At 58.3% G+C, this 18,082-nt stretch carries 18 protein-coding genes; 13 read left to right on the forward strand and 5 right to left on the reverse strand.

Annotated elements, in window-relative coordinates; all coding sequences use genetic code 11:
• Positions 1-40: 40 nt before the first annotated feature.
• Complete coding sequence (locus N2597_RS04325; protein WP_183599779.1) at positions 41-1,567, reverse strand: ABC-F family ATP-binding cassette domain-containing protein; 1,527 nt, start codon at positions 1,565-1,567, stop codon at positions 41-43.
• 481 nt (positions 1,568-2,048) lie between these two features.
• On the opposite strand from N2597_RS04325, the gene N2597_RS04330 reads away from it, so the two are divergent.
• The 9 genes from N2597_RS04330 to N2597_RS04370 all read left to right on the forward strand — a co-directional run bounded on the left by N2597_RS04330 (position 2,049) and on the right by N2597_RS04370 (position 10,686).
• Positions 2,049-3,194: a site-specific integrase gene (locus N2597_RS04330; protein WP_183599781.1), complete on the forward strand. Its 1,146-nt coding sequence runs from the start codon at positions 2,049-2,051 to the stop codon at positions 3,192-3,194.
• Between the two features lie 327 nt (positions 3,195-3,521).
• Positions 3,522-3,713, forward strand: a complete 192-nt coding sequence (locus N2597_RS04335; RefSeq protein ID WP_183599783.1) for a helix-turn-helix transcriptional regulator — start codon at positions 3,522-3,524, stop codon at positions 3,711-3,713.
• Positions 3,714-3,831: 118 nt separating this feature from the next.
• Positions 3,832-4,275: a hypothetical protein gene (locus N2597_RS04340; protein ID WP_183599785.1), complete on the forward strand. Its 444-nt coding sequence runs from the start codon at positions 3,832-3,834 to the stop codon at positions 4,273-4,275.
• Entirely contained in the window at positions 4,272-6,707 is a 2,436-nt protein-coding gene (locus N2597_RS04345) for a phage/plasmid primase, P4 family (protein ID WP_183599787.1), read from the forward strand. The genes N2597_RS04340 and N2597_RS04345 overlap by 4 nt, the downstream gene beginning before the upstream one ends.
• A gap of 656 nt (positions 6,708-7,363) precedes the next feature.
• On the forward strand, positions 7,364-7,699 hold the full coding sequence (locus N2597_RS04350; protein WP_183599789.1) for a hypothetical protein: 336 nt from the start codon (positions 7,364-7,366) through the stop codon (positions 7,697-7,699).
• Positions 7,696-9,150, forward strand: coding sequence for a terminase large subunit domain-containing protein (locus N2597_RS04355; RefSeq protein WP_183599791.1), 1,455 nt, complete (start codon positions 7,696-7,698; stop codon positions 9,148-9,150). The genes N2597_RS04350 and N2597_RS04355 overlap by 4 nt, the downstream gene beginning before the upstream one ends.
• Before the next feature lie 111 nt (positions 9,151-9,261).
• Entirely contained in the window at positions 9,262-9,726 is a 465-nt protein-coding gene (locus N2597_RS04360; RefSeq protein WP_183599792.1) for a hypothetical protein, read from the forward strand.
• A complete protein-coding gene (locus tag N2597_RS04365; RefSeq protein ID WP_225881486.1) occupies positions 9,723-10,247 on the forward strand; it encodes a hypothetical protein in 525 nt (174 codons plus the stop codon). The genes N2597_RS04360 and N2597_RS04365 overlap by 4 nt, the downstream gene beginning before the upstream one ends.
• Before the next feature lie 193 nt (positions 10,248-10,440).
• A complete protein-coding gene (locus N2597_RS04370) occupies positions 10,441-10,686 on the forward strand; it encodes a hypothetical protein (protein ID WP_183599794.1) in 246 nt (81 codons plus the stop codon).
• A gap of 1 nt (position 10,687) precedes the next feature.
• On the opposite strand, the gene N2597_RS04375 is transcribed toward N2597_RS04370, so the two are convergent.
• The gene (locus N2597_RS04375; protein ID WP_183599796.1) at positions 10,688-10,954 is read right to left on the reverse strand and encodes a spike base protein, RCAP_Rcc01079 family; all 267 of its coding nucleotides are present in this window, start codon (positions 10,952-10,954) and stop codon (positions 10,688-10,690) included.
• Positions 10,955-11,289: 335 nt separating this feature from the next.
• Between N2597_RS04375 and N2597_RS04380 the strand changes: the two genes are divergently transcribed.
• The 3 genes from N2597_RS04380 (at position 11,290) to N2597_RS04390 (ending at position 12,884) form a co-directional block, all read left to right on the forward strand.
• Entirely contained in the window at positions 11,290-11,460 is a 171-nt protein-coding gene (locus tag N2597_RS04380; RefSeq protein WP_183599798.1) for a hypothetical protein, read from the forward strand.
• A 6-nt stretch (positions 11,461-11,466) separates the two neighbouring features.
• Positions 11,467-12,006 carry a GNAT family N-acetyltransferase gene (locus N2597_RS04385; protein WP_183599800.1) on the forward strand — a complete coding sequence of 180 codons (540 nt, stop codon included), beginning with the start codon at positions 11,467-11,469 and terminating at the stop codon, positions 12,004-12,006.
• Between the two features lie 611 nt (positions 12,007-12,617).
• A complete protein-coding gene (locus tag N2597_RS04390; protein ID WP_164519009.1) occupies positions 12,618-12,884 on the forward strand; it encodes a hypothetical protein in 267 nt (88 codons plus the stop codon).
• 699 nt (positions 12,885-13,583) lie between these two features.
• Here N2597_RS04390 and N2597_RS04395 read toward each other — a convergent pair.
• Positions 13,584-15,179 (reverse strand): ABC-F family ATP-binding cassette domain-containing protein, encoded by a 1,596-nt coding sequence (locus N2597_RS04395; RefSeq protein ID WP_183599802.1) that lies wholly within the window; start codon positions 15,177-15,179, stop codon positions 13,584-13,586.
• 387 nt (positions 15,180-15,566) lie between these two features.
• Positions 15,567-17,120 carry a helicase HerA-like C-terminal domain-containing protein gene (locus tag N2597_RS04400; protein WP_077994763.1) on the reverse strand — a complete coding sequence of 518 codons (1,554 nt, stop codon included), beginning with the start codon at positions 17,118-17,120 and terminating at the stop codon, positions 15,567-15,569.
• A 209-nt stretch (positions 17,121-17,329) separates the two neighbouring features.
• Between N2597_RS04400 and N2597_RS04405 the strand changes: the two genes are divergently transcribed.
• A complete protein-coding gene (locus N2597_RS04405; protein WP_004679798.1) occupies positions 17,330-17,722 on the forward strand; it encodes a hypothetical protein in 393 nt (130 codons plus the stop codon).
• A 44-nt stretch (positions 17,723-17,766) separates the two neighbouring features.
• On the opposite strand, the gene N2597_RS04410 is transcribed toward N2597_RS04405, so the two are convergent.
• Entirely contained in the window at positions 17,767-18,081 is a 315-nt protein-coding gene (locus N2597_RS04410; RefSeq protein ID WP_009993189.1) for a type II toxin-antitoxin system RelE/ParE family toxin, read from the reverse strand.
• Position 18,082: the final 1 nt, after the last annotated feature.

An 18,082-nucleotide genomic window follows, 5' to 3' on the forward strand; every position in this document is an offset into this window, starting at 1 on the left:
AGGTGCCGGCAGGCGGATGAGGGGGCGGCACGGTACACGCTCAACCGCCACTCGCCACCGAAGCAAAAAACCCTTCCGGGCTCTCCACTTCCACCAGCCGCTTCTTCTCGATCAGCCAGAAGCGGTTGCCCACCGCCCGCACGAAACTGCGGTCGTGCGATACCAGCAGGCAGCTCGCCTCATGCGCCATCAGCTCGCTTTCGAGCGCTTCCTGTCCCTCGATGTCGAGGTGATTGGTGGGCTCGTCGAGCAGATAGAAGTTCGGTTCCGTCAACCGCAGCACCAACATGCCGAGCCGTGCCTTTTGGCCGCCGGAGAGCTGGCCGATCGGTTTTGTCTGCATGTCGATCGTCATGCCGGCCCCGGCCAGCAGGGCGCGCGCCCTGTGGTCGCCGACATCGAAACGGCGGATGATCGTGCCGATCGGCGTATCGCCGTCGGCAAGATCGGCGAGCGCCTGGTCGCCATAGCCGAGAACGAGCGACGGCGTCGCCTTGATCCCGCTTGGCGCCGTCTCCGGCCTTTCGATCGCCTGTCTCAGCATCGAGACCAGCCGCGACTTGCCGGCGCCGTTGAGGCCGAGGAGCACGATGCGGTCCTCCTGGCAGATGAATTGCCGGCCGGTCCTGAAGAGCAGCGTTCCATCCGGCGTCGTCACCGCTGCATCCTCCAGCGTCACCAGCACCTTGGCATGCGTGCCGCGGTTGGCAAGCCGGATGGCGCCGGCCGAGCGCTCCAGGTGCGCCGGTTTTGCCGCATCCTCCAGCTTCTCCGCCCGCTGTTTCAGCTGCTTCGTCTTGACGACGAGCAGGTCGCTGCCGGAATTGATGCCGATATTGTTGAGCTTGGCGGCCTGCTTGCGCAGCTGTTCCGCCGTCTTCATATCGCGCTCGTAGCGCCGCGCTTCGGCGGCATCGGCCTCGTCGAGGGCGGCGCGCGCCCTGGAATAGGGAAGCGCAAAGACCGGCGATTGCTCCGGCCGCAGGAACAGCGTCCGGTTGGTCGTCGCATCGAGAAAGGCGCGGTCATGGCTGGACAGGATCACCGGCACGTCGCGCGGCAGAGCATTCAGCCAGCCCTCCAGCTGCGCGATCTTTTCGAGATCGAGATGGTTGGTCGGCTCGTCGAGCAGCAGCACGTCGGGTTCGCTCACCCAGGCGCGGGCCAGCATCGCAAGCCGCTGCCAGCCGCCGCTCAACTGCTTCAGTGGCCGGCCGCGCATGGCCTCCGGCACCTCCAGCGATTCCAGCACGATGTCGACGCGCCAGCTCTCGCTTTCGGCCTGATCGGCCGGCAGAGCCTGCAGCACCGCATCCTGGAATGGCGTGTCGAAGAGGGCGGCCGGCACATTCTGCGACACATGGCCGACGGTCAGCCCGCGCGCTCTGGTGATTTCGCCCTCGCTCGGTTCGAGCGCGCCGGTAAGGCAGGCGAGCAGCGTCGATTTCCCCCGCCCATTGGCGGCGACGAGACCGATGCGGTCGCCGGCATTGACGACGAGGTTGAGCTTGGAAAATAGCGGATTGCCCAGCGTCACGCCGAGATTGCGGATATTGATAAGGGTCATGATCGTTCTCTGGTCTTGACCGGGAGCGCGGCATCCGGGGCATCAGCCATCACGGAATTGCGCCTTTCACCGGGACGTTACAGAAATGCGCGCGCAGCTTGGAGACGGCGCCGCATTGGCCACGAAGGGCAGACCAGGAAGAGATGTCGGGAACGGTCTCTGGTCAGCCCTGCAAACGCATTTGCAGGGCGTATGTTCCTGTCAATCGGTGTCCAAACTGTTCATCCATGTTCTTGAATTTCCTATAAAAATGGTTATAAGTGCCCATTGTTGTTCACCGGAATGCACTGGTGATTTTAGGCACTATTGGGCACTGTGAGGCACTAGGATGGCTTGTAAAATTGACTCACCCGCAAAGCGGTCGAGAGAACCAGTATCAAAAAAACCGATTTGGCACAAAGTCGCCCCCGGTATCTTTTTGGGATACCGCAAGTCGCCTGAAGCGCGAAAGTGGCTCGTACGCTACGGAGTCCCGTACAAGATGCAGGTCTTCGCAGATGCGGACGATGCGAACGTCATCGCATCCGGTGCTGTGACCATGAGCTTCAAGCAGGCTTCTGTCCAAGCGGTAAAGCTTGCCGAAGCGGCGCACGTTCCCGGCGCGAAAGCTGCACTCCCTGTGACTGTCCGGCGTGTGGTGGAAGAGTACATCGCCGTTCGAAACACTCGCGATGCGAAGATCAAAGGTCGCGACGTTCGTTCCGATGCTGATACCCGATTGTCGCGAAACGTCCTTTCCGATGTCGAGCTATCCGACACGCTCTTGCGAGACGTCACGGCTGATGTGCTGCGGGAATGGGCGGACGGCGTAACGCTGAAGCCGTCAAACCGGAAACGGCTTTTCGGTGACTTAAAGGCCGCCCTCCGTGCGGGATGGGAGCAGCATCGCAAGATTTTGCCGAATGATTGGCGAGACGAAGTGTCGATCGGCCTGAAGGTCGAAGACGAAGGCGAAAACAGCCGCGAAATTCAGGTTCTTTCCGAAGACCAGCTTTCAGCCGTGATGCGCGCTGCGAGAGAATTGGATGTTGAGGGCGGGTGGGGCGGTGATCTGCATAGGATGTTATCCGCCCTGGCTGTCACCGGTATGCGATGGTCACAGGTTGCGCGTATGGTCGGCGCGGACGCTAAAGTTCAACAGCGTATCGGTCGCGACGGTGCAGCGGTTACCGATTGCGTGTTGATGATTCCAGCAAGCCGGAAGGGCGGTCGGGGCGCTGCAAAGGTCGGGAAGAAGATCAAGCGGATCGTCGCGGCGAACGATTTTGACGTAATCCGTCCCAATGCATCGATCCCGGCAGACGCTGCGCTGCTGTCGCGCGTTCAGAATGTCGAAGTTGCTCCGTTGGTGTGGCGGCAAGGTGAACGCGTTGCTTGGTCGTCAGCGTCCGAAATAGCGCGCCCATGGAAAGACATTGTGAAGCGCGCCGGGTTGCCGGTGTCTTTCGTTCCGTATGCGTTCAGACACACATCGATCGTGCGACAGCTTCGGGCGGGTCTTCCGGTCGCTATCGTCGCGTCACTTCACGATACCAGCCCAGCAATGATCGCAAAGCATTACGCTGCGTTTATCGTCGACGCTTCTGACGATATGATCGCCGCCGTGACGGTCGATATCGCCGCTTAATCACCGCCAACACTTCAAAGCTCGTCCGGTCTGTCCGTGGCGGGCTTTTTGTTTGAATTGTTTTGATGCTTGGGCGAGCGACTATAAGTCGTGCTGATAGGTGATATCTGGGCGCATCTAAGCGTCTGGAAGAGTAACCGTTTGCAATCATTACGTGTTGACAAGTGACAACAGCAAACGGCGAAGCAGGTTATAAACGGTTGACAAGCGGCAACGGCACCCGTTTATAAGTCGTTTCGTAACATATTGAAAAATAACATCTATTGACTAGTTCAAAGTGCCTACCTATCTTCAATTCATGTTCAACCAGAACGATAGGTGCTCAAAATGGGTAAGGCAATTTCAATCGCAGAGTTCTGCCGCCGCACGGGCGTATCACGTGGCACTTGGTACAATCTGAAAGCACGTGGCGAAGCGCCCCGGCACTACATGATCGGCGCGCGGGTTCTGATCCCCGAAGACTCAGTCAAGGTTTGGGAAGAAAGCCACATCGCTGTTTATGAACAGCGTTCGCTTTGATGCATCCGCAATACTCGCGGTGGCCGGAGAACCACCGTCAGGTACGTAAGAAACAGCCGCTTCGATTTCGGAGAGTCGAAGCGGCTGTTAAAATCAGCGAAATCAGGAATACATTCAAATGCGAAATAATATCTCCGACGCGGACATTCAAGTTCCGCGCCCACATTATCATCCCGGCCCCTTCGAAACGCCACTTGATCTGGCTTCCGCTGTGATGGCGATATGCGAAAATAACGGTATTGAAGTCGTGGCGCTTGTAAGGGGGGTTCGGACACCCCAAGAAGCTTCGATAGCCTTCCTGACCGACGATGTGTCCGCCGCCGCGTTGGAAGACCTTCGCGACGCCGATCCGACGTGGACGATTATTACCTGCCCATACGACATGGCGGACTTGATGCCTGCGCTTGTTTCAGCCGTGCGAAACAACCGACATGCGGCTGTGGTAGTCACAGACAAAGACCGTCTTAATCATTGGCTTAAGATCGCGGGCAAAAACTTAGTGCACGTCGTGACCGATGATCCGTTGATGTTCTTCGGTGACGTATCGGGCGGTGCCGAATGAGCGATCTTCAAACTTTCCTTCGTGATTATCTCGCAAGGTCTCAGATTCACCTAGTCTCTATCCGTCCAGACGCCCCGGAGGAGCGCCCGACTGGGCGTTTCTTTGGAACAGACTGGCAAGGGGCAGCTGATTGGGCAGCGGCACAAAATACCATGCGCAACGTCTACTATTCCGCGCCTGTCGTCATTCCGGGCCTGAACAAAAAGCCCAAGAAAACAGACATTGCGGGCGTGCGTTTCGCACATGTCGATATTGACCCGCCGAAGGATAACCCGGCGTGGGACAAAGCTGCCGCGCTGGCCGATCTGGTCACGCGCGGCGCGCCGTCTGTGGTTATTTCCACAGGTGGTGGACTTCAAGCGCTGTGGTGGCTGAACGAACAGACGGACGTTGCGACCATCGAACAGATCAACCGGGGGATTGCCGACCGGTTCAAGGCTGATCGGTGCTGGTCGGCCGATCACGCACTTCGTTTGCCTGGACTCATGAATTGGCCTGACGCCAAGAAACAGGCCCTTGGGCGAGTCCCGGTGATGGCTTCGCTTGCCCAACCCTTCAACAACGCGGTTTACACGCCGGCGGCGCTCCTGACCGCCTTTCCGGCGTCATCCGTGGCTGAAAGTCACATCGAAGAATTGCCGGATGGTCCGTGCGAAGGCTGCACCGCCCCGGAAAACGACGACGATCTAATTCGTCTGATGCTTTCCAGCCGTGGCGGCATTCAACAGATGTTCGGCAACAAGGCAACGTTCGCCGATCTGTGGCACGGCGACGAAGAAGCGTTGAAGAAGTTTTTCCCGGCCGGCGCGTCTGAAGCTGACTTGGCGTTGCTTGCGCACCTTGCTTTTTTCACGGGTCGATGGGCAAAGCGCATGGAACGACTGTTCGGAATGTCAGCGCTCGGAAAGCGCGACAAGTGGCTAACCCGGCCCGATTATCGAGCAATCACGATCGGCAAGGCGTTGAAGGGTTCGAGCGCATTTTACAACGTGGTCAAATCCGCGCCCGCCATGTCAGCGGGTCCGGGGCTTCCCGGCGTCGGCCACCTTCCCAGTTTGCCGGGAATGACCGGAATCGTTCTTGACGCGGACGAAGTCGGGGCATCGGAAGACCAGATTTCGCAGTTTTTCGTTCGGACCCACTCGAATGAAATCAGATACTGCCCCCAAACGGGCGAGTGGTTGCGGTTCGACGGGTCCGTGTGGCGTCGCGACTATACGGTTCGTGATGATATCCGTAAGACCTGTGCCGACCTAGTTGAACGCCTTCCTGAAATAATCAGCGTAGCGCAGCGCAACAAGATTAGGTCCCTGCCGACGATCCGCAACACGCAGGCATTGGCCGAAGCGAATCCGCAAATGCATGTCCAACTGACCGAGTTCGATCGCGATCCTTGGTCATTGAATACACCGTCAGGAGTGATCGACCTTCGAACCGGAATCGTCCGGAGCGCCACGCCCGAAGATCGCTTCACGCAAATGACCGCCGTCGCGCCGTCCGATGAAGAGGATTGCCCGACGTGGCTCCGGTTTCTTCACACGACCACGGGCGGCGACAACGCGATGATTTCGTATCTGAAGCGCGTCGTCGGCTACAGCCTGACGGGCGTATCAGCGGAACACGCGGTGTTCGTTCTTCACGGTCACGGGGGTAACGGCAAGGGCGTGTTCATGTCGACGATTGGCAGCTTGCTTGCGAGTTATGCCACGACCGCCGCGACCGAAACATTCGTCAACACGCGGAACTCACAGCACCTGACCTTTATCGCATCGTTGAAAGGCAAGCGACTGGTTTCCGTTCCCGAAATGCCCGATCAGGTGACATGGAATCTGGGTCGCATTAAGCAGATTTCGGCGGGCGATCCCATTCAGGCGAATTCAATGCGAGGCGATCCATTCGAGTTCACGCCGACTTGCAAATTGCTGTTCGCATGCAATGAGCCCCCAAGCTTGACCAGCGCCGGGAACGATGTTCGACGTCGCTTCAACTTCCTGCCATTCACGACGACGGTGACCCCGGACCAGCGAGACAAGCACCTAGTCGAAAAACTTCGCGTCGAGTGGCCGGGCGTCCTTCGTTGGGCTTTGAACGGCTGCGTCGAGTGGCAAACGGTCGGCCTCCAAGCTCCTGACGTGGTGTTGCGCGCGACCGCCGAATATATCGATTCTGAAGACGTCGTCGGTCAATGGTTGGCGGACGTTTCGACGACGGACGCGACGGCGGTTGCTTCAAACTCCGAGATATTCGGATCGTGGACCTTTTGGGCAAGTTCCAACGGTCATGAGGTGGGCAACATGCGAAGGCTTGGTAAGCAACTGCGCAAACGCGGAATGATGGAGTCCAGGTCAGGCGCAACGCGTGGGTGGAAGGGGCGTTCATTTAAGCCCCTAGCGCTACCCGGCGATACCGGACGATCATTCGCAGCGGCATGAGGCGATAAAAACCCCGGTTGATTGGCCGGGGTTTTTCTTTAGTGACGTTTGATCGCTGCCGTGACGTTTGTTGGGGCTAAACGTCATTCGTCAAGTAGCTGAAAGATAACAAAAAATGACGTTTATGACGTTTGTGACGTTTTTTCCGACATATAGAACGTAATAGAATCCATGCTTCAGCATTCGTTACATAGTACATATTTTTCCTATACGGACTGAACCAGGAAACACGTCACAAACGTCACAAACGTCACAAACGTCATTGGCTGTGATCATTCACCATCGATCCAGCAGCGTCCGCAATCCTGTGATCATGCTGCGATCGTCGAGAACGGTACGATCGGTGCGTTTTGAACGGTCGGAAAGCAAACCCGGACGTGAGCCGTTCAGCCAACTTTTTCTTCGCGCGGCCGGCGTGGCTATCCACCAAATCCCCCGCGAACGCCCATCAAAGGCGTAAACTGGACATGGGTGAACAGCCTTAAGCATCTGTAAAGTATATGCAATCACCGGTTCGGCACGTATTCTAGTGCCCAAGAGTGCCGAAACAAGGTGAAAGAATGCGAGATTTACCCGGCGTTAGCGCCCCACTTACTGCCCATCATGACGATGGGTCCACCTCTGTTGCACCTCGCGTGCCCCCGGTATCGGGTAAGGTGAAGCTCCAAACGCTTTCCGATCTAGATCAGCGAACCAGCGCTTACCGCGCCGCCGTGAAGTTGCGGGATGAAATGGTTGATGACGCCGGGGGCATCGACACTCTGTCCGCCGTCAAGATCAAGCTGATCGAGTCGGTTGCCACGATGACAGCCGTGATTGATCACTACCATTCTTTGATCTTGGCCGGTGATCCTCAAGCCGTGCCGATCGGGGAACTTGCGACACTGACAAACACGCGGAACAGAACGGCGGCAATGGTCGGACTCGGCAAGTCGGTCAAGACCCTCGACCTGAAGACCTACATGGCAGAAACGTACGGTGACGCACGATGAACGCCTATGTGAACGTCATGCGCGCCATGACCGATGCTCGCCTGATCGGTGCGGCGTTGGGCGACATGAACAATTGGCGCAACTGGAATACCATCTGGAAAGCGGCGCTTGGCCTTGGGCAGACGCTCCTGCCTCATGAACACGCATTCTTTCGTTCCGTAGCGGGTCAGCGCGCCGTTCCTGTCGCTCCGGTGCGTCGTCTACATATCGTTTCCGGTCGCCGTAGCGGGAAGAGCCGCCAAGTCGCTGCATTGGGCGTCTCGCTTGCTTTGTACGCCGATCGTTCGAAACTCGCGCCGGGCGAGACGGGTTATGTCATGATCCTCGCGCCGACAAAAGAACAAGCAACCACGATCTTCGACTACGCCTTAGCTTTCCTTCAGGCTTCACCGCTGCTGAAGGAAGAGATTGAAAGCGTCACTGCGAATGAAATCAAACTGAAGGGCAACACGGCAATCATCGTTCAAGCTGCCGATCCACGCACCGTGCGCGGTAAGTCGCTTCTAGCCGCCCTTGTCGATGAATCGTGCTTCCTACGCGATACGAACGATACTGAACTTTATCGCGCCATCACGCCCGCCACATTGACCACACAGGGCCTGTGGATTGCGATCAGTTCGGCGGGTCGCAAGTCCGGCCTCATGTTCGATCGTTGGCGCGACCACTTCGGCAAGGACTCCGCGACCGATCTCGTTATTCAAGCGCGCACCACCGACCTAAACTTGACGATCGACAAAGGGGAGATTGACGCGGCGATCGCCGACGATCCGGAAGCGGGACGGTCGGAATATGACTCCGCTTGGCGTTCCGATCTTTCGACGCTCTTCGCCGACGAAGTCGTAGAAAATGCGATTGTTCACAGTCGACCGGAATTCCTGCCGTATGATCCGACCGTTCCTCGCTATTCCGCCTTCGTGGACATGAGTGGCGGACGGCATGATGCTTCTGTTCTTTGCATCGGGCACGGAGCGGGTAATAAGTTCATTGCTGATGCAGTTTACTGGCGACCGGCTCCGCATGACCCGCAAGCCGTCGCGGCTGAATTCGTTTCACTGTGCCAGGAATACAAAGTTCGGGAAATCACCGGCGACAATTTCGCCGGATCGTGGGTGTCCGGCACCTTCACAAAGCTTGGGATGACCTACAACCGGGCGATGTTGAACCGCTCGCAACTGTATCTGGAAGCGTTGCCGGTCTTCATGCAGGGCCGTGTTGAAATGGCGGAAGGTAAGACAGCCCCCACCGTCCGGGAACTGAAGAACCTTGAACGCCGGCTGGCATCGTCAGGGCGCGAATCCGTGGATCATCCGCGCAATGGAACGGACGATGCAGCGAACGCACTCGCCGGGTGCCTCTGGTTGGTGACAAAGCCGCAAAGGTCGCAACTGATGTTGGCCGCGCCGCAACTGATCCCGCTGGTCGATTACCACAATCCGGCGACTGATTGGTGACTGTTGCCGCATGTCAACTATAGACGCAGTAAAGCCGCCGATGGCCCATCTATTCAATGGGTCCACCCGGCCGCTATAGTCCTGTCAGCGAAACAATTGAGAGTACGTTACATGGCGAAAGCCGAAACGAAAAGCCCCGATCCGCGAACCGAGCTTGAAGAGCTTCGCAAGTTCGTCAAAGAACGGGAAGCTGCCATCCTTCCCAAGGTTGCAGAACTTGAAGCCGCCGAACGCGTCAAGTCCGAACAAGCTGAAGCCGATAAGCTTGCAGTCCTCCGCGAAGAAGCATCGGAAGCCGCTGAATATCTGGTCAAGCTCGCGGCGCGCATTGATTCTGCGATGAAGGCGCTTGCCGATCTTCTTCAAGAGCGTGCCGATGCCGGTGCTGAATTTTCCCGTCAGTATGACCGACGCGTGGCGTGGGTGGGGCACACCTTCAGCCACGCGGGTCTTGTAGATTCCGCCCTTCATCATGCTGGCGTTGGTCGCTTTGCTCATATTCAATCGCGCGGTGCGCTCTCGCTCGAATTTGTCGATCGGCAGCGGCTTAACGGTCTTGTGAAGGCGGGCGCATGAAGCCGGAACGCAAGATCATCACACATCTGCGGATCAACGAGGTTTCGGCGGTCGATCACCCGGCACAAACCGGTGCAGTTGTCACAATCATGAAATCGGCTGATGGTGATCGCACCAAGCCGATAACGAGGCTGAAGAACATCGAACTGGCAGAAGTTTCCCTTGTCGAGCGTGGCGCTAATCAATTCGCCAACGTTGCAATCTGGAAATCTGCCGCTCCGGTCATTGCACCTCCCGCGACCTATACACCGACCCCGGAAGGAGAGGCGCTGTTGACCAAAATGCTCGCTGCGATCCGTGGCGAAGCCATCACCAAATCCCACAATGAGGAACCCCACAACATGAGTAATGAAACCCGTTATGACCGGTTGGTTAAGAGCTATTCGGACCGCCATGGTGTCAGCATCGCCAAAGCTGCACAAAAGCTGATGGAAGACGACCGCGAAGCTGTGGCCGAAGCCTATGAAAAGGACGAAGCCGAAGCGGTTGCACGTCGCTTCGCGGAAGCATCCCGTCAGTAACCGGTAGTACGCACTGGTCGAGGACCAAGGGCGTTTCCTTTGCCGTCCTTCGATGTCGACCAGCGTTTCAGCAAGCTGTGAAAGGTCCGCACGGCTTGCTCTTTCTTTTGATAGCGCGTTCGTTCCTTGGCGCGCTATCAGGCGGCGGGTTTCCCGAACAGTTCCCGCCGCCATCAACTAGCGAAAGTCAAACATGCCTAAGAAACAGCGGGCAGAAGATCAGATCACTACCGCGCAAAAGCGCAAGCTCATCGACCTGTGGGATCGGGGTTACGAGATTGATTCCCTTGTCGAGCGGTTTGGCATCAGCGTTGACAGTGTGACGCTGATCGTCGGTGAAGCGAGTGCGCAAAGACGCAGGGCGGCGCAAGCCCGGCAATCCATATCTGAATCGTACAGAGCTTTTCTCCGCGCCGAAATCGAACGTCAGATCGGCTAGGCTACAAAAGCCCTTTGATGCCTGTGGACGTCGTCCCGGTCAGATTGATCCGGGTGATCTTCGCCATGTACTGAATGCCTGGAACGCAACCCGGAATGATGTCGGTCGAACCATCCGCAAAGACCGCCGAGACGTTCCCCGTGACCGTGACCATGAAGGCGCGGATCGGTTTGGTGAGCGATACGGTATCGGACGGCGTGACCGAGACGATACCTTGCGGAACCTGTGCTTCCTTTTGGTTCTTGAGCTGTTCGGCAAGAATTCCCATAGTGTTTCGACCTCAAGTTTCGTTGACTTGAGGCGATTTTACCGACGATCACAGTCATTGAATACGGCATTCGGCCACCCGCCTATTGTCTGAATTCAACTGTCGGGATATGTGCGACATGGACACGACGACCACTAGCGGGACTTGCCGTCACCATCAAAGTCTAATTGACCCGACCGTCAGTTTGCGCTAATCCATTATTCAACAAATTGTTGACTGAGCAAACGCCAGGAACAATTCACGCCTTCGACCAGTTTGGCTGACTGTAAACCAACTGTTGAAGGTTAGCGTGGCACTATGCTGCAGAACGTCGAAGTGACGTTAGGGAGACTAAGATGGTCGCACTGTTGAAAAACGACGGTGAATTTACGCCGGTTCCAGTCGTGCGTGATACGGGTATGTTGAAGCAGCTGGTCGATTCGATGGAAATTAAGCCGCAAGCGCCGAAAGGCCTCGTGTCTGCGCTTCGTGCTGCTCGCGATCAGTATGTGGTTACCTCAAGGTAACACTTAATGGAGCAGATGAAGGTTCGTTTTGAGCCTCTCGCTGGACATCCGCGAGAGGCTTTTTCATGTAAATATCGCCCGATCCAAGGGTTTTTCCGCAAATGGGCGGCAGAGAATCACAATTCGTACACCCAGCGGGTTTTTGTCGCATGTGCTGATGAAAACAACGTGCCGCTCGGTTTTTATTCCCTTACTCTGATGACATTCGAGGCTGGGATGAACGAAGAGGTTGACGCACGATATAAGGATCGGCGCGTTCCGACTATCTACATGGGTGCAATCGCAAGAGACAAAAATGTTAGCTCAAGCGGTTTAGGATTTTTGCTTATGCAAGACGCTCTTAAGCGTTGTCTTGCGGTTCGCGAAAATGTCGGGGTCTATGCGCTTTCTCTACATGCAGCGAACGGAAAAGTCGCCGACATTTATGAAGGTTACGGCTTTCAACGTTTTGCCAACGGGTCGGCTCATCAGGACGGCGAGGGCACTGAAATGCCGGCAATGTTCTTGGCGCTAGACGCTGCTGCCGCTGCTTTTGCAGAAGAGTAGCTCCCATAGCCGGTTCGATCTGTCCCTAGAGCGCCACTGAAGCCGATCGTTTCAAATTACCTTGAAGGTAACGCTAATTGGCCGTTTCCACGCCTCTCCCATTTTTTGAAATGGTCAGGGGAAATTTTGACTCGACTGTACAAAGTACCCACTGGTGTTTTTAGGCACCAATATTAGGCACTGGCACCTAAGCTACTGATTTAAAACAACAAATAATGTCGTGAAAACGCATTTGCAGGGCGTCGACGGGACCACGCTGGCGATTAAACCGGAAATAATACTGCATGGCGTGATCCTCCTTTCTCGAAAGGGTTGCAGAATGGAAATACCATTGCCAACAAAATGAGGCAAGGGAGGCCGCGTCCGAGGAGTGCAGGAAGCAATATTGTGGCATGCTTCGAGGCTACGCCCCGTGGGCTTCGCACCTCAGCATGGGGGAGGTTGGAGGGGGCCGCGCTCTCACAGCCTGTTTGGGAATGAAAGGTGCCGGTGGTGGAGGGCGCTGCTGCTCTCCCCACCGCGTTATGCCGATGTTTTGCAGAAACATCTCGTCCTGGCTGACGACGATGAGCGCCCCGTCATTCGACCGCTGATATCGAGTCGATGTCGAGATGGTCGGTCGACTCGTCGAGAATCAGGAGCGCCATCGTTATCAGAAGCATCGCAATGGCTCACCATATCTGCACCAGCATTGCGCCCTTCAGAAGTCATTGGCGGCAAAGGTTACTTATTGCTACAACCTTTTGCTGCAGGTCCGCGAGGTCTTTGGCAGCCAGTTCAGTGCCCAATTGTTTGTACGTCGTGGCGTCAGCCATCTTCTCGGTCATGCAGGAGCAATAGGTTTGGATTTGCTGCTGGGTAATAGCTTGGTTGAGTGAGGCCTGCTTCTGAACGCACGCAAATTGGGCGTCAGCTATGAATGATTGTCGAGCTTCGCCACCAATTGCTTCGTCGCGAGAGAACACAAACTCTCCGTAGGTAAAAGGCCGACGAAAATTGTGACAAAGAGCGCCGCGAAGGTGATTGCCCCCGAATGGCACTTGCGTTCGGCTTAGCTTGTCCCCTTTTGAAAAGATTTCGTATGGCTGCAATCACAACAAATAGTAGTGGTGCGGCGAGAGCCTGTCCACCTAAAGCGCTAATCGTTTCCGCACTCCGAGTGTGGGCGTAGTTTGCGAGTACAAAGCCTCGACCGTTCGCGACCTGAAGTAACAAAATGACAGCGCTAACGCCATGCCAATATTGGCGCTTCTCCAAAGGCTCCACTTTTGGGCTGCGCGATGCCCGATCGCCTCTTCCATAGTCATGACCCTTCCCCCCCAAGCCGCCGCGGTGGCTATCAATAGGTTGAATGCGTTATGTATTGCAAGTATGGCATCGCTCTCGAATAGGCGACATGAAGCCTTTTCCGGCGAAACGGGCTAGTGGAGCAATCGAGATTGAGGATGCAGGAAGCAATGCTGCGGCGTGCTTCGAGGCTACGCCCTCTCGGGCCTCGGTTGGGGGAGGCCGCGCTCTTATAGGCGGGCAGGGAATGGGAGGTGCCGGTGGTGGAGGGCGCTGCTGCTCTCCTGAAATCAGCCGCCCGCATCGCCGCCGCACAATTCAAGCCGCCGCGTTATGCCGATGTTTTCGAGAAACGTTGCGTCATGGCTGACGACGAGCAGCGCCCCGTCATAGGCGCTGAGACCCGCCTCGACCGCTGCTATCGAGTCGATGTCCAGGTGGTTGGTCGGCTCGTCGAGGATCAGCAGCGGCGGCGGCGCGGCGCCGAGCGTGCAGGCAAGGCCGGCGCGCAGCAATTGGCCGCCGCTGAGGGTCGAAACCCTCTGCAATGCAGCATCGGCCCGGAACATGAAGCGGGCAAGCGCGGCCCGGCAGGTGTTTTCATCGGCTTGCGGATTGATTCGGCGGAAATTGTCACGAATCGAAGCCGACGGATCGAGCAGGCTGACCTTCTGGTCGAGCATCGCGAAACCGGTCATCACCGCGACCGTGCCGGCCCAGGCTTCCAGCTCGCCGGTGATCAGCGCGAGCAGCGTCGTCTTGCCCGAGCCGTTCGGCCCGGTGATGGCGATGCGTTCCGGCCCCGTCACGTCGAAGGAGAGATTGTCGATGACGGGATCGTCCGGCCGGTAACCTGCCGTCACGCCGTCGATCTTCAGCACGATCTTGCTGGCCGCCAGCCCGGTCGTCGGCAAGCTCACCGACAGAGGCTGCAGGATCTCGATCTTCTCGCGCGCCGCCCTTGCCTCTTCAAAGGCCTGGGTGCGCCGTCGTTCGGCAAGGCGCGTATTGTCGCCGCCGGTGGTTTCGCTCCGCTCCTTCATGCCGCCGAGCATGATGCGCGGAATGCCGCCCTTGGCTGCCATCTTCCGCCCGGCGCTGTCCCTGCGTGCCTGACGCTCGACATTCGCCTGCGCCTTCCTGGCAACCTCCGCCATGCGCCCTTCGGCTTCGGCAAGATCATGTCGCGCGGCGGCAAGCTCGAGGGCCTTGCGCTCTCGGTAATGGCTCCAGTTGCCGCCGTAGCGCGTCGCGCCGAGCGAGGTCAGTTCGACGATTTGGTCGACGCTTTCGAGCAATTCCCGGTCATGGCTGACGATGACCGCGCCGGCCCGCCAGCTTGAAATCAGCGCGATCACCGCTGCGCGGCCTTCGCGGTCGAGATTGTTTGTGGGTTCGTCGAGCAGCAGGAAATCCGGCTCGCTGAAGATGAGCGCGGCAAGCGCGGCGCGTGTGCGCTGCCCGCCGGAAAGTGCGGCAAGCGGCGTCTGCGGCTCCGCGTCGAGCCCCGTCCGGTTGAGCGCGGCTGCGATCCGCGCCGGAAGCGTCCAGTCCGCCGAGGTCAGCTCGTCGGCCGTTGCCTCGCCGGCTTCGGCACGACGAAGAAGCTCGAGCGCCCCTGTCACGCCGAAGAGATTGGCGATGGTTTCATCGGCTGCGACCTGAACGCTTTGACGCAGCACCCCGAGGCTGCCGTTGACCGATATCGACCCGGAATTCGGCTGGACATCGCCGGAGACGAGTTTCAGCAGCGTCGTCTTGCCGACGCCGTTGCGTCCGACAAGACCGCTGCGGTCCCTGCCGAAACTGAGATCGAGATCGGAAAAAAGCGACCGCCCGTCAGGCGTGGCCCACGAAATTTGGGAGAGAGTGATGGATGCAGGCATGGATATGGACTTCCCCGTTGGCAAGGCGAACTGGCGTTGCGATCGGGTTGAAATCCATTGCGGCACACATCCTGTTGAAATGATCGATGGCGGGTAATTTAGGGAATGAAGGCTTTCGGTTCAAGGCGACGCAGCCAATTGGGCAGCAGAGAGCGATCTTGCTTCTTCTTCTCCCCGGGTCGAGACCTGTGGCTCGACCCCAGGTCGGTAATCCGAAGGGTCGGATGAGGGGCCCGCACGGCACACCAGTCATTGCCCTTCGCTTGCGCTCAGCGCATTCGCGGCTCTGCCGCTTACCCCTCATCTGCTTCCCGGCATCAGTACCTGGGTTGAGCCGCGGGTCTCAACCCGTCCGTTGGTCCCCCGCTGGGGAGAAGGGACTCAGACCTACCGCTTCAAGCTCCCCAGGATCCCGCGCACCAGAGCCCGGCCGACCTGGGTTGCCACCGTGCGGGCGACGCTCTTCATCGCCGCTTCCACCACCGTTTCGCGCTGGTAACCGGAGGACCTGCCGCGGGCTTGGCCGCGGCCTCGGCTGTCGTCGCCGCCGAAGCCCGGCAGGCTCCAGCCGGAGGTGGTGCCGGGCTGATCGGCCGCTTCCTCCTGCGCCCGCTTGGCGGCCTCGGCTTCCGCCGCCTTCCTGGCGCGCGCCGTCAGCATCTCGAAGGCGGATTCGCGGTCGAGATCCTCGTCATAGATGCCGAGAACCGGGCTCTTGTCCATCACCTGCTGGCGCTCGCCGTCGATCAGCGGGCCGACGCGGCCGGAGGGCGGTCGGATCAGGGTGCGCTCGACAATCGACGGTGCGCCCTTGGCTTCCAGCGTCGAGACCAGCGCTTCGCCGGTGCCGAGATTGGTGATGACGGTGGCGCAATCGAAGGCCGGGTTCGGGCGGAAGGTCTCGGCCGCCGTCTTCACCGCCTTCTGCTCACGCGGCGAATAGGCGCGCAACGCGTGCTGGACGCGGTTGCCGAGCTGGGCGAGCACCGTTTCCGGCACGTCGAGCGGGTTCTGCGTCACGAAATAGACGCCGACACCCTTGGAGCGGATCAGCCGCACCACCTGCTCGACGCGTTCGACCAAGACCTTCGGCGCGTCGTTGAAGAGCAGATGCGCTTCGTCGAAGAAGAAGACGAGTTTCGGTTTATCGGGGTCGCCGACCTCCGGCAGTTCCTCGAACAGCTCCGAAAGCAGCCAGAGCAGGAAGGTGGCGTAAAGGCGCGGGTTCATCATCAGCTTGTCGGCGGCCAGCACGGAGATCTGGCCATAGCCGCTATTGCTGGTGCGCATGATGTCGGTGATCTTCAGCGCCGGTTCGCCGAAGAAATGCTCCGCACCCTGCTGTTCGAGAACGAGCAGCGCCCGCTGGATCGAGCCGACGGAGGCCTTGGAGATCAGCCCGTACTGCCTGGAAAGCTCGCTGGCATTCTCGCCCATATAATTGAGCAGCGAGGTGAAATCCTTGAGATCGAGCAGCGGCAGCCCGGCCTGATCGGCGAGCTTGAAGGCTATGTTGATGACGCCTTCCTGCGGTTCGGAGGCATCCATCAGCCGGGCGAGCAGCAGCGGCCCCATCTCGGCGACGGTGGTGCGCACGCGATGGCCTTTTTCGCCGAACAGATCCCAGAAAATCACCGGAAACTGATCGAATTCATAATCGGCAAAGCCGATCTGCTCGGCCCGTTTGGTGAGGAAATCCTTGGGCTCGCCCCTGGCGGCGATACCGGAAAGATCGCCCTTGATGTCGGCTGCAAAGACCGGCACGCCGGCCCGCGAAAAACCTTCGGCCAGCACCTGCAGCGTCACCGTCTTGCCGGTGCCGGTGGCGCCCGTCACCAAGCCGTGGCGGTTGCCGAATTTCAGGTCGAGATATTCCGGCTTGTTGATGCTGTCGTCGGGATTGCGGCTCGCGCCGATGAAAATCTTGCCGTCCTCGATCATCCGCAACTCTCCCTTCGGCGCTTCGCCATTTGTTGTGAAGGCTTGGGCTTCCACCGCCTTCATCGAACCATCGTTTCCCTGTTATAAGCAGGCGGAAGGATGCGGACAACTGTTTGCGGGGAAAGCAGAACCGCCGCTGAAAGCGCAGCTTGAGTTGCGCTCGAACTTCGAATAACGTTGACGTTAACGTCAAAAAACAGGAGGCTAGCATGAATGAAATTGTGACCCAGATCGCCGATCGCGTGGGTATTGCGCCGGACCTGGCCGAAAAGGCGCTCGGCATGATGCTCGGCTTCCTGCAGCGCGAGGCGGCCGACGGCCCGGTCGCGCGGATGATCGAAGCGATCCCCGGCGGCGCCGATCTCGTCGCCCAGTTCAACGGCGCCGGTGCCGGCGGCGGCGGCCTGCTCGGCGGGCTGATGAGCTCGCTCGGCGGCGGCGGCATCATGGGCCTCGGCCAGCAGCTGATGGGCGAAGGCCTCGGCATGGGCGAGATCACCTCGCTTGCCAAGGAAACCATTGCCATTGCCAAGCAATATGCCGGCGAAGAGGTCGTCGACGAAGTCGTCGCTTCGGTTCCGGGGCTCAGCCAGTTCGTCTGAGCGACAACCGCCAAAATAAGCCTTCGCGGCCTTGCCGCGGAGGTTCACCGTTGTCGCTCTTCCAGAATCTCGTCGGTAATATTACGTCCCCGCGCAAACACACCCAGTATGATGACGTTATCGCCACTAACCGAGAACGCTACACTGACACTGCGCCGATAGCCGATAATCCGCAAGCCGGGGATCCGGCCTTCCCGCACCGTGCCCCGTTCCGGAAACGTCGCCAGAGCTTCGATGAAGGTGATCACCGCGTCAACGAAGTCGCCAGCGATAGAAGTTCCGGCCTCAACGGCGATATTGGCATAGAGCTTGTCTAGTTCTGCTTCTGCCTTGGGATGGTAAACAATGCGATAGGGCATC

The organism is Rhizobium sophoriradicis, from assembly GCF_025200795.1.
GTDB classification, from domain to species: Bacteria; Pseudomonadota; Alphaproteobacteria; order Rhizobiales; family Rhizobiaceae; genus Rhizobium; species Rhizobium sophoriradicis.

Excerpts from the sequence above, each read along its gene's own strand:
- N2597_RS04400 (WP_077994763.1), bottom strand. The coding sequence starts at position 17,120 with ATGATCGAGGACGGCAAGATTTTCATCGGCGCGAGCCGCAATCCCGAC.
- N2597_RS04395 (WP_183599802.1), bottom strand. The coding sequence starts at position 15,179 with ATGCCTGCATCCATCACTCTCTCCCAAATTTCGTGGGCCACGCCTGAC.
- N2597_RS04345 (WP_183599787.1), top strand. The coding sequence starts at position 4,272 with ATGAGCGATCTTCAAACTTTCCTTCGTGATTATCTCGCAAGGTCTCAG.
- N2597_RS04355 (WP_183599791.1), top strand. The coding sequence starts at position 7,696 with ATGAACGCCTATGTGAACGTCATGCGCGCCATGACCGATGCTCGCCTG.
- N2597_RS04340 (WP_183599785.1), top strand. The coding sequence starts at position 3,832 with ATGCGAAATAATATCTCCGACGCGGACATTCAAGTTCCGCGCCCACAT.
- N2597_RS04375 (WP_183599796.1), bottom strand. The coding sequence starts at position 10,954 with ATGGGAATTCTTGCCGAACAGCTCAAGAACCAAAAGGAAGCACAGGTT.
- N2597_RS04390 (WP_164519009.1), top strand. The coding sequence starts at position 12,618 with ATGGTCGGTCGACTCGTCGAGAATCAGGAGCGCCATCGTTATCAGAAG.
- N2597_RS04380 (WP_183599798.1), top strand. The coding sequence starts at position 11,290 with ATGGTCGCACTGTTGAAAAACGACGGTGAATTTACGCCGGTTCCAGTC.
- N2597_RS04325 (WP_183599779.1), bottom strand. The coding sequence starts at position 1,567 with ATGACCCTTATCAATATCCGCAATCTCGGCGTGACGCTGGGCAATCCG.
- N2597_RS04385 (WP_183599800.1), top strand. The coding sequence starts at position 11,467 with ATGGAGCAGATGAAGGTTCGTTTTGAGCCTCTCGCTGGACATCCGCGA.
- N2597_RS04370 (WP_183599794.1), top strand. The coding sequence starts at position 10,441 with ATGCCTAAGAAACAGCGGGCAGAAGATCAGATCACTACCGCGCAAAAG.
- N2597_RS04365 (WP_225881486.1), top strand. The coding sequence starts at position 9,723 with ATGAAGCCGGAACGCAAGATCATCACACATCTGCGGATCAACGAGGTT.
- N2597_RS04335 (WP_183599783.1), top strand. The coding sequence starts at position 3,522 with ATGGGTAAGGCAATTTCAATCGCAGAGTTCTGCCGCCGCACGGGCGTA.
- N2597_RS04410 (WP_009993189.1), bottom strand. The coding sequence starts at position 18,081 with ATGCCCTATCGCATTGTTTACCATCCCAAGGCAGAAGCAGAACTAGAC.
- N2597_RS04405 (WP_004679798.1), top strand. The coding sequence starts at position 17,330 with ATGAATGAAATTGTGACCCAGATCGCCGATCGCGTGGGTATTGCGCCG.
- N2597_RS04360 (WP_183599792.1), top strand. The coding sequence starts at position 9,262 with ATGGCGAAAGCCGAAACGAAAAGCCCCGATCCGCGAACCGAGCTTGAA.
- N2597_RS04330 (WP_183599781.1), top strand. The coding sequence starts at position 2,049 with ATGCAGGTCTTCGCAGATGCGGACGATGCGAACGTCATCGCATCCGGT.